10 protein-coding genes are annotated in these 12802 nt (G+C 42.6%); 7 read left to right on the top strand and 3 right to left on the bottom strand.

What is annotated here, in order from left to right; genetic code table 11:
* Positions 1 to 287: 287 nt before the first annotated feature.
* The 3 genes from LZF95_RS09040 (at position 288) to LZF95_RS09030 (ending at position 5259) form a co-directional block, all read left to right on the top strand.
* The gene (locus tag LZF95_RS09040) at positions 288 to 2702 is read left to right on the top strand and encodes a DUF1549 domain-containing protein (RefSeq protein WP_368670770.1); all 2415 of its coding nucleotides are present in this window, start codon (positions 288 to 290) and stop codon (positions 2700 to 2702) included.
* Positions 2703 to 3047: 345 nt separating this feature from the next.
* A complete protein-coding gene (locus LZF95_RS09035; RefSeq protein ID WP_233754658.1) occupies positions 3048 to 4478 on the top strand; it encodes a DUF1501 domain-containing protein in 1431 nt (476 codons plus the stop codon).
* 160 nt (positions 4479 to 4638) lie between these two features.
* Positions 4639 to 5259, top strand: a complete 621-nt coding sequence (locus tag LZF95_RS09030) for a dihydrofolate reductase family protein (protein WP_233754657.1) — start codon at positions 4639 to 4641, stop codon at positions 5257 to 5259.
* Positions 5260 to 6125: 866 nt separating this feature from the next.
* Here the strand turns inward: LZF95_RS09030 and LZF95_RS09025 are convergent.
* Entirely contained in the window at positions 6126 to 6773 is a 648-nt protein-coding gene (locus tag LZF95_RS09025; protein WP_233754656.1) for a DUF6266 family protein, read from the bottom strand.
* 286 nt (positions 6774 to 7059) lie between these two features.
* Entirely contained in the window at positions 7060 to 7317 is a 258-nt protein-coding gene (locus LZF95_RS09020) for a hypothetical protein (RefSeq protein ID WP_233754655.1), read from the bottom strand.
* A 241-nt stretch (positions 7318 to 7558) separates the two neighbouring features.
* On the opposite strand from LZF95_RS09020, the gene LZF95_RS09015 reads away from it, so the two are divergent.
* The 4 genes from LZF95_RS09015 to LZF95_RS09000 all read left to right on the top strand — a co-directional run bounded on the left by LZF95_RS09015 (position 7559) and on the right by LZF95_RS09000 (position 11209).
* A complete protein-coding gene (locus LZF95_RS09015) occupies positions 7559 to 7972 on the top strand; it encodes an XRE family transcriptional regulator (protein ID WP_233754654.1) in 414 nt (137 codons plus the stop codon).
* 383 nt (positions 7973 to 8355) lie between these two features.
* Positions 8356 to 8958: a hypothetical protein gene (locus tag LZF95_RS09010; RefSeq protein WP_233754653.1), complete on the top strand. Its 603-nt coding sequence runs from the start codon at positions 8356 to 8358 to the stop codon at positions 8956 to 8958.
* Positions 8958 to 9407, top strand: a complete 450-nt coding sequence (locus tag LZF95_RS09005) for a type II toxin-antitoxin system VapC family toxin (protein WP_233754652.1) — start codon at positions 8958 to 8960, stop codon at positions 9405 to 9407. Before LZF95_RS09010 ends, LZF95_RS09005 begins: the two co-directional genes overlap by 1 nt.
* A gap of 629 nt (positions 9408 to 10036) precedes the next feature.
* Positions 10037 to 11209, top strand: a complete 1173-nt coding sequence (locus tag LZF95_RS09000; RefSeq protein WP_233754651.1) for an alpha/beta hydrolase-fold protein — start codon at positions 10037 to 10039, stop codon at positions 11207 to 11209.
* A gap of 697 nt (positions 11210 to 11906) precedes the next feature.
* On the opposite strand, the gene tnpA is transcribed toward LZF95_RS09000, so the two are convergent.
* Entirely contained in the window at positions 11907 to 12353 is a 447-nt protein-coding gene (tnpA, locus tag LZF95_RS08995; protein WP_233754650.1) for an IS200/IS605 family transposase, read from the bottom strand.
* Positions 12354 to 12802 lie beyond the last annotated feature (449 nt).

Raw genomic sequence — 12802 nt, 5'->3', positions numbered from 1 at the left:
TCCTCCCGTCAAAACAGGACTATTGAGTTTGTCCGCCACAAAAACCGATATAAGCCTGCCGGTGGGCATAACAATCCAAAACCTGGATCTAGCCGGCATAAAGAAATCATAGTAAGTACAGGATAGGTTTAACCAATAAAACTATTATTTTTCAATTGTAGGTTAAGTAAACCTCATAGAATGAGCTCTTATCAACATGTTCCCCTGTAGTCAGAAAAACATTGAAAAACCAACTTCAAAAATCTTCTTCCCGTTCACTACGCTTCCTGTTTGTTGGTGGTTTATTTGTGATTAGTTGCTCAGCTTTTGTACAAGCTAAACCTGCTGAGGAGAACACTTTCTGGCTATGGCAATTTCTGGGAAGGCTTCATCCACTAATCGTCCATTTCCCAATCGCATTGCTTGTGGTGGCTGCGATCATGGAGCTATTCACCTTCGGGAAGTTCGATTCCAAGATCAGACCCGGCATTCTGATGCTAGCAGCTATCGGAGCGGTAAGCGCTATTATCGCCGCACCTATGGGGTGGCTGCTGGCAATGAATGAAGGAACCTCCGGCGAACTTCTGGACTTGCATCAATGGGTTGGAATCGGAACGGCTGCCTTTAGCGTGGTTACTTTATTCTTTCTCTCCAAGATTAGAAGCAATCCGGATTCAACTCAGGTAAAAGCTTATCGAGCTACACTATTTCTAACAGCAATTTGCGTTTCCGCCGCAGGACATTTTGGAGGTTCACTGACCCATGGCGAAGACTTTTTGACTGAAGTGTTGCCAAGTAGCAACGATGAAGAATCTGCAAGCGAAAAAAACCCTATGACTCTCACGGCCTACAACGCTGAACTAACTCCTGACAAAGAGATGAAACTGATCGGAGAAGTTCGGATGGTCCTGGCGCACAATTGCTACAAATGCCATAGTGGAGCAAAAATCGAAGGTGAATTACGGCTGGATGAAAAAGAGTATGTATTTGCCGGAGGCGAAAATGGCCAGATTCTTATCCCCGGAAACCCTGCTGAAAGTGAGATGATCCGCAGAATAAATCTCGGCAAAAAACACAAAGACGTGATGCCTTCCAAAGGCAAATTACTCAATAAACAAGACCGGGAATTATTAGCCCTTTGGATAGAAAAAGGAGCTCCTTGGCCAGATGGCGCTGCCCAGCAATCCGTTTATAGGGTTGCAGAACTGGCGCCCAGGAACCCAACTCTCCCGGCTTACAAAGCAGGTTTGGACAACCCCATTGATCTTTGGGTAGATGCCTATTTCCAAGAAAACAAACTGGAATGGAAAGAACTGGTCGATGACAAGACCTTCCTCAGAAGGATCTACCTGGACGCAACAGGAATGATACCGAATCCACAAGAATTGGAAGAATTCCAAAACGATCCAAGACCTGACAAACGGGATATTTGGCTACAAAATTTGCTGGACCAATCCGATGACTATGCCACACATTGGCTCACCTTCTGGAATGATGCGCTTCGCAATGACTATACAGGAACTGGCTACATTACGGGCGGTAGGTTCAATATCACAGACTGGCTTTACACTTCACTGCGGGACAATAAACCCTACGATCAGTTTGTAAAGCAATTACTCAACCCTACCGAGAAGTCTAAGGGTTTTATCGAGGGAATCCGCTGGCGTGGAACTGTCAATGCAAGTCAGCGAACCGAAATGCAAGCCGCACAAAATGTAGGGCAGGTGATTTTGGGGCTGAACCTCAAATGTGCTTCCTGCCATGATAGTTTTATCTCAGACTGGAAACTGGAAGAGTCCTATGCTTTCGCCAATATTTTCGCAGACTCCACACTGGAAGTCAGTCGCTGTGAAGTGCCAACAGGAAAAAAGGCCAAAACTAAAATCCTCTGGGAAGAATTGGGGGATATAGACAGCGTAGCCAACAAGGCTAAAAAGCTCCGTCAACTTGCTGATAAACTGGTGCAACCCGCAAATGGCAGAATGTACCGCACTATTGTGAATCGAGTTTGGAAGCAAATGATGGGTAGAGGAATCGTGGAGCCAGTGGACGAAATGGACAATGAGCCCTGGAGTCAGGATCTGCTGGATTGGCTGGCATCTGACTTCGTGGAGAATGGCTATGATTTGAAAGGACTGATTTACCAAATCGCCAGTTCTAAAATCTATCAATCCCAATCCATTGGCTACGAATCCTACGATGCTGTGATGGCTGATGATTACAAATTCAACGGAATGGTGCGAAAAAGAATGACAGCCGAGCAGTTTTCTGATGCGGTAAGTGAAATCTTCTATCCCCTTTTCACGGAAGAAGAAATCAAGTACAATCCCTATCAGCTACAGCCACCTGAATTGGCAATTCCAACTTTTGCGAGGGCATCATTGGTTTCCAACAATCCTTTCCTCACCGCTTTGGGAAGACCCAATCGTGAGATCGTCTCTACCAGCAGAGATGCCCAGGGAAATTTGCTTCAGGCACTGGAACTTACCAATGGAGAGCGTCTGAATACAGCTTTGCAAAAGGGAGCTAAAAAATGGAAGACTCAACTCAGCGATCCTGCACAGATCACGGAGGAATTATACTTAAAAGCTTTAAACCGAAAACCAAACGAGAAAGAACTAGCTATCGCAAAACAGGCTTTGGGGGCAAATCCGGATGCAGACAGAATCCAGGATTTGTTCTGGGCAATGATTCTGCTGCCGGAGTTTCAGATGGTGGAGTGATTTTGGATTTGGGATCTGAGATAACCGATTAAGCCAAGTGTTATCGTCATTGCGAGACTTAACATTTGGTTGCCAACCGCACAAAATCGGAATGACGTTGTAATGTCATCTCGATCCACCGCGGTGGAGGAGAGATCTCAAGCGATGCTACATTCATCACAATTCCCAAATAAGTCATCGGTAACGAAGCAGTCTAGGCGATTTCAAAAGGGATTGCTTCGTGCTTCGCAATGACAAGAAAGTGACAACCAAAATCAGGTAAGGCCAGGGCCGCTTCGGTCAGCAGTCTTGTAGAACAAAAGAAAGAATAGTGTCGACATCAGCGCAAGCAAATAGAGAAACATCATGAACACACCACTTAACCGAAGAGACTTTATCAAAAAAACCTCTGCTGCCGCAATGGCAACCATGGGAATGGGGGCTCCATTGGCGGGGCTGTTATCTTCATGCGGAGCTGACAAAATCCCGGCAACGGCAGACTCGGTGATTTTACTTTTCATGGCAGGTGGCATGGCGCACACCGAAACTTTTGATCCAAAGAAATACACCCCATTTCGCAAAGGAATGGAATCCAAAGAGGTTCTAAGTACTTTCCCCTCTATCCCAACTGCATTAGATGGTGTTTACTTTTCCGAAGGTCTGGAATCCATCGCCAAAGTCATGGACAAAGGAACTTTGATCCGATCCTACGTGGCGGCAGATCTGGGGCACATTCTACATACGCGGCACCAATACCATTTTCACACCTGCTATGAGCCTCCACAGTCGGTGGTGGTTCCTCATCTGGGCTCCTGGATTTCTAAGGAGCTAGGCCCGCTAAATCCCGTGATTCCTTCTTTCATCAATATTGGACAGCGATTTTCAGTTGGCGAAGGCGAGGAATTGAAAGCCTTTCATAGTGCAGGATTTTTGGGAAGTGAGCATGGGCCTTTCTTGATTCCAGACCCTTCCGCTGGTTTGGATACTGTGCGCCCTCCTATCGGGATGTCCATTCAGCGTTTTGAGTCTAGAAATCAATTGTATGAAAACCTGCTTTCTGCGGGCCCAATGGGCGAGTACGGTTCGGATTATCAAAAAGAATCCCTGAGGAGATCCATGGAGCAGGCCTATATCCTACTAAATTCCCCTGAAGCAAAGGCTTTTGATCTAAGTCTAGAACCCAAAGAAAGCTATGATAAGTATAATAACGGCAAGTTTGGACTAGGTTGCCTATTGGCAAAAAGGCTGGTAGAGCAAGGAGCAAGATACATTACGGTGACTTCGGAATACGAACCCTTTAAGGGCTGGGATACGCATGACAATGGACATACCCGTCTGAAAGACATGAAGAAAATGATCGATTCCCCGATTGCCCAACTTATCTCCGATCTGGATGAAAGTGGGAAACTGGAGAGAACATTGGTTATTGTAGCGAGCGAGTTTAGTCGGGATATGCTGACAGAAGGAAGACCTGGCCTAAAAGTGCTTGACCAAGTCGAAGTGCCTGATGTGATCGAAGATATGAAAAACTACGGGATGCACAGGCATTTCACAGACGGCTGCTCCATGTTGCTATTTGGCGGAGGTATCAAAAAAGGTCATGTCTATGGCAAAACCGCTGATGAGCGCCCTTGCAAAAGCATAGAAAAACCCATCAAAATCGACAGCATTCACCAGACCATCTATCATGCCTTGGGCATAGCTCCTGAGACAAACTACGAAATCGAAAAGCGACCATTTTACACTACTCCAGATGGTCATGGACAGGTTGAGTTTGATTTGTTGGACAAAGGGTAGGTGATAAGCACTGATTTTCACACGCTGATAAATGCCCGATCCATTTAGGCAGTGGGACTGGTTCCGTAATTCCTTAGTCTCAGAGGCTAAATACCTATCGCCAAAACACTCATATTGTATTTGTGAAGTTTTTATCTTTAACATTTAAACACGTAGCCAGATGAGCAAAATAATCTTTGACAGTGCAATCTCCCTTGACGGCTTTTTTGCAGGGGAAGACAGAAGTCCAAGCAATCCTATGGGCGGGGTCTCTCCGAAAATCCATGGTTGGATGTTTAAGCAAAAGGCTTTTTGGAAACACATCAAAATGGAAGGAGGCACAGAATCAGGCAAAGATAGTGAGCTGATCGATGCTGTGTTTGCACGCACAGGCGCTTACATCATGGGAAAGCGGATGTTTGAGGAAGGCGAGGTTGTTTGGGCAGAGGATCTCTACGAAGCGGATGTGTATGTACTGACACATGAGAAGCGGGAACCATGGGTTCAGAAGGGCTCAACCACATTTTATTTTGTCAATGATGGAATTGAAAGCGCATTGGAAAAAGCCAGGCAATCCGCCAAAGGTAAAGATATTCGAATTCAAGGCGGGGCAGAAACCATTCAGCAATTCCTAAATGCAGGACTTGTGGACGAGTTTTTCATTCATATTGCCCCGGTATTTTTAGGGAAGGGAATCCGGTTATTTGAGGGCATGAGCCCTGATACCTATGATTTCGAAATCGCTGAAGTCATCCCTTCTGACCGTACTACACATCTGAGATATAGATTGAAGAAGAAATAAAAGCAACCCGTAAAATTTGCCACGCTATAAATCCCGCCAACGAAGAGATTTTGAAACTTTACACAAGACTATTTCTAAGCCGTTGGAATGGCTCCCTGTCCACGGGTTGTACCCGTGGCTACGCTAAGGCGCACAGGTATTCAGAGGTTTGACCCCTGTCGGGGTCGGAAAAATGGTATTTTTGTTATCGTCAATCTGACAACGAAGTGCCTGCAAAAATCGATATACGAAACGGCGGTGAAGCCGTCGAACCTTTCAATAACTTGTCCGCCGTGGTGGAACCCTAGGTGAAACCTAGGGAAAATGGTAATCAAGAACGAGGACGGCAACCCCGAATGGGGTTGAACTTTTGGAAATGGAATTTCAAATTCCAGAAAAATACAAGGGTGAAGTTGCAAACTCACCCAGCATAAATCTCAAACTCTTTACTGGATCCAGAGAGCGCAATAGACTTCGCCGAGCTGGGTTCGATCTCCGCCACACCGGACGAGCACTTCAGGATCCTTTATTGTGGATCTGATTTCGACGTGAAAAATGACCACAAAGTGGTCAAACTTCTCAATACCGTCTCCGCATGTGGCGGAACCGCGGGCCTGCCGGTCAGGTTAGGTGAAACCCGTGGATATAAGAGGATAAAATACGCTATGGTGAGGCTCAATCCTGAAGTGCCTGTGCCGAGAATCGAGAGGTTAAACTCTTAGCAGTTTTCATATCCAACCCCAATCCACAGAATAAATAAAGATGGATTCATCCTAGGTTCCATTGCCAGGTAAGTACTGAATATTTCGTTTGACAAGGACACTATCTATCTCATCCGTTTTCAAACTACCCGTTCTGTGTAGAGTATCTAATCCAATATCGAATTCTCAAACTCTTCCTAGGTAACTGGAATCTGAGAATAAACAGGAGTTAGTCCCCTTTTTCCGATAAAACGCTAGATAGACACACCAAGTCTTTCCCAAATCCTTTTCTGAAAGTGAAATCTCTGCCTGTAAGCCTGATCTGGTACCGGCTTCTTTAAACCAATAGTATTTGCCTGATTCCGGATGAAGGATAAAAACCATGCAGTAGTCTGGAAAATAAGAACTCCCCTGCCCTGAATTATCGCCCCAGTTAATTTGGATAAGCTTGCCACTTCGAATTATCTGAGCCTCCTGCGGCCCCAATAGTGGTCCCTCGCTGATTTTTAGATAAGCTGGATCAATACGGGGTTCCTGCCCGAAGGTGTAGCCTTTATTGACCAAGTCCCGGAAAGCACAATGCATTCCCTTCCTGCCTTTAGTAGATTGATTCTGAAAACCGAAATTTAAGACTTTCTTGCAGGGCTTTAGAAATGCATTGATTTCCCGGAATCGCTGCCTGTTGAGCAATTGAAGTGGTGTGGGATGGGTCTTGTTTCGATGATTGGGAGAAGGAAGTTTCCTCATGATGGTCTGTCCATCCAACTCGTAGAAGGTAAATCCTCCTGATTTTCCCCGGAGTCTGAGCCCTCCAAAACTTAGTAATTTTGCCATAATCCTGCTGTTTAAGTGTCAAATATTTATGACCTAAAAGAACAGAATGACAGTACTTCCCGCAACCAAACGTGCGGAATATGCGGTTTTTGTAAAAGAATGCGTCGGGGTAAATTCCAGAGACTAGGGTACAAAGCCTGAATTTAGGCCGAATTATCCCTGTATTTAGGCTGTTTTTTGCATAGGATTGGCACTACTTTGGGAGACCTTTTGATGAAAACGTATGTAGCATTTCAAGCTCAAGGGATGTTGATTTGAGTTGTCCTAGTCCTTGGATTTGAGATTTTTAAGGCTTTAGAGTTTGAGCAACTTGGAGTTCAAGAGCTTTTTGCTGTTCGATGAGGATTTGAATCTCCCGATAGAGTTCTTCTTCATTTTCCCATTGGGAACAGAATCCCGAAATGAGCTTGCGGTTTATTTCTAGGGAATTCAGCAACAAGTCCATCATCCTAGAATCAGATTCAGAAAGGTGGAAATGAATATCTCCGGTGATGTTGAGAGGAGAGTCACAAAGATTACCTAGATGAAATACGAATGGTTGCATAGATTTTTTGATTTGTTTCCGACCAATTTCCAGGATATCAGCGGAATAGCCTATTCTAGAAAAGGATGAATTAGAAAGGCAAATGGAATAAAATATTCTGATGAATGGGCTGCTTGAGACCTTTCAGACAAAAAATGTCAGGCAATTTTCACTGTCTCTTGGATCATACTATCCAATGGGATAATTTAGTTTATTCCTTCTTAGGGGAATTCCCTATTTTTCCAATGACAATATTCAGACTATGAACGAGAAAATCCACCACGGCAGAAATATCAAGAGATTCCGGGAGATGATGGGCATCAAGCAGGAAGCCTTGGCTCACGAACTCGGGGATGACTGGTCCCAAAAGAGAATCAGCCTACTCGAACAAAAAGAAGAAGTAGAAGAAGAACTTCTCCGGCAGGTCGGTGAGATTCTCCGAATTCCAGTGGAAGCCTTCCAGAATTTTGATGAGGAGCAAGCGATAAATATCATTTCGAATACATTCCAAGATTTTAAGGATAATGCAATTGCCTCAGCAATGAATTATCAATGCTCGTTTAATCCTATAGATAAAATAGTCCAATTGTATGATGAAAAAACCGTCCTTTACGAGCGGATGCTAAAGGAAAAGGATGAGATGATGGCGAGATTGGAGAAGTTGTTGGGTAAGTAAATTAAGGTTTCAGTAGATTGAAGCATGCTAAGATTTGGTGTATTAGTAAAGAATTGTTGACTATGAAGTACGAACTCAAAATAGAACATGCAGAAGATGCTGATGGCAGCATTGATCTATCAAGGTTAAGCATACTTTCAGAAAGTCTAAGAAAGATTGCCGAAGGTGCCTTACTCCTTAGAATAAAAGGTCTCAGCAAAGCCAAAAAACCATTTAATCTGACCGAAGCTCTAAAAGTCACACTGACAGGTGTAGAAAAAGGAAGTACTATTCTAAGTCTTGATTCGGAAAAATTTGAAAAAACGCTACCCGCTTTTCAAACGGACTTATTCAGATTACAACACCAAAAGGATCTCCCAGAGAAGACTCCAATTTCGCTTTTCGTGGAATCCTTTAAAGAAGCTCTCGAAAATCCTGACAAAAGTGAACTATTAGACAAGCCTCTCCTGAGAAATCTTCTAAGCTTCAAAAAATCCTTTTTAAATGATAATGAGGTTTTTTCGATTAAAAATGAAGGATCGATAGAAGGCTTAACTTTATTAAAATCAGACTTCAAAAAGATTCAAATAACCGAGACTGAAATCCCTTCGCCAGAACCGGTGGTTGTTAATGGCAGGATAGAAGAACTTAAATACAGTACACAAAAGGTAAAGATTTTGACTGAAGAAGGCTTGGTTGATGCTTTTCTTTCAGAAGATTTCAACCCACAGGACATTATTCCTTGGTGGGGAAAGAATGCAACTGTAACAGGAATTATGCATTATAAACCTGGTAAAAGATTTTCAATAGAAATTGAAAGGATTTTCGAACAGGAATCAGGGGATGATTTTTTTTCCAAGAGACCAAAACATGAAAATCTGGAGGAGCAAATTAATAGGCAAATCGCAGAGGGAAAAGACCTTAATCCTTTAAAATTTATTGTGGGGACATGGCCCGGTGAGGAATCTGATGAAGAGTTTGATGCCCTTCTTAAAAGTCTGGATTGATGCGAAAAGTCCTTCTAGACACTTCTGTAATTCTTCATTATATGAGAGGTGATGAGACTTTTCGAAAAGTGGAAGAGGACTATAATTTGCTGAATGATCCAAGTCGTATCATTCTGATTTCGGCAATTAGCATCGGTGAAATTGCCGGATTTTTTCTCAGAAGAGGATATGGTAACAAACAAACGGAGCGTTGGCGAAAATTATTGGAAAAGTCCATCACACTCAGCATTGATGGCAAGGATGAAAATCTTATGGAAGCATTTGCAGAACTTCAGGCTTATTCCCAAAATAATCATCCTACTTTATCAGCAGGTAAATCCAGAACGATTGGTCAAAATGATCTTTGGATTGCCGCTACTGCCAAAACAATTGGCGCAACACTTTTTACTAAAGATCCCGATTTTGAGCATTTTCATGAAGTATTTTTTACTATTGTCAAGGTTGAATGAAGCACCTTTGAAATTCTAAGAAGTTGGTGGTGGTGGAGAAAACTATGTGGTACATCAATTGGGTATATGTGCTCATAAAAAATGGGGTTTAGTAAAGGAGAGGAAGATCGGGGATTTCTGAAAAGATGTCAAGGTAGGTTCGACCCTTTCAGGGTCGGAAGAGTGGAGTGGTGTCTGGCTTTCTAGCCATGGGTTTCACCCATGGTTATTGAGAGGTTTGACCACTTCGTGGTCATTTGACAGTCAAATTATGGAAAGGGAATCGCAAGTATATCAAGATCCTGAAGGGATCAAACCTTTCAATAACCCTAGGTGCAACCTAGGGAAAATGGAAATCAAGAACGCATACGGCAACCCCGAATGGGGTTGAACTTTTGGGAAATGGAATTTCAAATTCCAGAAAAATATAAGGGTGAAGTTGCAAACTCACCCAGCCTAGTCACAAGCTCTCGCTAGACTAAGATATTTCAGACTTGGAATTTTCTTACCTCCCAAAGGCAACCTTCTATATGAATTCGGCATCTTCATAATGAATACATGCAAGATAGCTGGTGCTGCAGAGTCTCTTCCTTCTTGGTCACATTGGTCACAAATGCAGTTTCATATAGTTTCAAGACAAAATGCAAAAGATGACTTTATTAAAAACAATTTACCCCTACCTATTAATTTTATTCTTACTAAGCCATGCAACCTATGCACAATTGGACAGTATTCCGACAAATAATGATGAATCATTCCTTTTAGACTCAAAAGCACTCAATGAACCACGAAGTATCTGGGTACATCTGCCTTCAGATTACGCCTCAACCAACAAAAGCTATCCGGTAATCTATTTACTTGATGGTGAGGGACATTTTAATTATGTATCCAATCTTGTCGATTACCTTTCCGGTTATGACAGAAACAGGATTCCGGAAATGATAGTGGTTGCCATTCCCAATGTAAATCGAGGAAGGGATCTTATTCCAACATCTTTATTTGAAGGGAGTATAGATGGTTCAAGAAGAACAAGTACCGACGATGGTGGATATAATTTTTTACAGTTTATAAAAAGCGAACTAATACCTCATATCGACACCAGCTATAGGTCTGCTCCATATCGTATTTTAGCGGGACATTCTTTAGCCGGGCTTTTTGCCCTATATACTAAAGTAACAGATCCTGACCTATTCCAGTCCACCATACTTATGAGTCCGGCTATTGATATTGAGGGTGGAAATACGAAAATCCTAGATGATTTCAAATCCTTCCTAATTAGTCATGAAAACCGCTTAGATAAATTTTTTATTTCCATTGGAGATGAAAACACTCAGGCTGTGGACACTCTTGCAGAGCAAATAACAATGTTTGCATCTGAAAGGATAGATTGGGATTTTCAAAAATATTCGGATGAAAACCATTTTTCGGTAACTTACAAAAGCATGTTTGATGCTCTAAAATTCATCTATAATGATTGGTTTATAGACAATTATGTATCAACGAACATGACCTACGACGAAATCCGGTTGCACTTTGAGAAATTGTCAAATGAGTTTGGGTACACTATGGTGCCCGGAGAGGAGTTTATGAACAACTTCGGTTATAAACAGCTCAGATCAAATAATAGTGATGAAGCGATTAAAATATTCAAACAGAATGTAAAAAACTACCCCGATTCATGGAATGCTTATGACAGTTTGGGCGAAGCATATGCATTAAAAGGGAAAACAGGTATGGCCATTGAGAGTTATGAAAAGTCAATTTCCTTAAACCCGAATAATGAGATTGGAAAAGATATGCTGAAGAAGCTAAAATCCAAATAAATCGGTAACAGCTGGGTTTTCGTCAGATGCGTAGCAAAATCCTAAAAACTGAAGAACAATGGCGCACTATCACCCTGTTGTTGAGGTAATTGAAAGGAAGAACAATGCTTCTTATTGTTCTTTTCTCCGTGAGGCGTCCCCATCCACCTAGGAAGTATCCGCTTGGTGGCCAAATGTTCGACACCCTACGGGGTCGTGGGGCCGTTGGAATGGCTCACTATCCACGGGTTGCACCCGTGGTTATTCACAGGTTTGACCACTTCGTGGTCAGGATTTTGGCAAATTGGAAGGAATTGAATAGCGAAATTTGCTAGAACAATGTTCGGGAAAATTAACGATCCTGAAGGGATCGAACTTTTCAATAACCCTAGGTGAAACCTAGGGAAAAGGGAACCAAGAACGTAGACGGCAACCCCGAATGGGGTTGAACTTTTGAGAAATGGAATTACAAATTCCAAAAAACATGAAGGAAATAGTTCGACACCCTCCAGGGTCGTGTTAATCACTTCGTATGTTCCGTTATCCACGGGTTGCGCCCGTGGTTATTCACAGGTTTGACCACTATGTGGTCATTTTATGGAGATCAAATTGCAAGAAATTCATGATCCTGAAGGGATCAAACCTTTCAATAACCCTAGGTAAAACCTAGGGAAAAGGGAACCAAGAACGCATACGGCAACCCCGAATGGGGTTGAACCTATAGAAGATATTTCTCATCAAATTCAATTTCATATTCCTCCAACAATGCCTTGTATTCGTCTATAAACGATGTTTGTTTATGATGTTCCTCTTGGTTTTTGACATAATTTATCAAGCGATCTTTTGACTTAATGGACTCTGAAAAAGCTCCATAACCATCTTGCCATCCATTGAATTTTGGAAAAATCCCCTCTCTTTTAATAAAATCATCACTTGCCAATTTGATATCTTTCACCAAGGATGAAATAGCAATCGTGGGATGTACATGCGTCAATATGTGAATATGATCTTCCACGCCATTGATCCGGTAGAGATGGCAATTTTTATTGGTCAGTAGGTGGTGGATAAATCCAAACATCCTCTTTTTTTCATCCTGGATGATTGTTCGCTCACGGTGTTTTGTGGAGTAAACAATGTGGTAGATCAATTGTGTATGAGTCCCCATATAACTCTGGTTTTGGTGGAAAAATGAATTGAATGAATTTCGGGATTTTGGATTGGATTGACAATTGGTTTTAGGAATTGTTCGACCCCCGTCAGGGTCGTGGGGAATTATTTGCATCATCGTTGTCCACGGGTTTCACCTGCGGCTATTCAGAGGTTTGACCCCTGTCGGGGTCGGAAAAATGGAAACAAAGAATGCAAGAGATTACGATCCTGAAACGAGAGTCCCAGTGAGTGCGGAGATTTCGGGTGGAAAATTAATGATCCTGAAAGGATCGAACTTTTCAATAACTTGTCCGCCGTGGTGGAACCTTAGGTGAAACCTAGGGAAAATGGAAATCAAGAACGCATACGGCAACCCCGAATGGGGTTGAACTTTTGGAAATGGAATTAGCCCGACAACTGTACGTGATTCCAAAAATAGAAAAGCCTACATGGTAACTGCACCAT

The organism is Algoriphagus sp. AGSA1 (assembly GCF_021390545.1).
Taxonomy (GTDB): domain Bacteria; phylum Bacteroidota; class Bacteroidia; order Cytophagales; family Cyclobacteriaceae; genus Algoriphagus.
The sequence above is the reverse complement of the archived record's forward strand: the minus strand, read 5'-3'. Positions and strand labels throughout refer to the sequence as shown.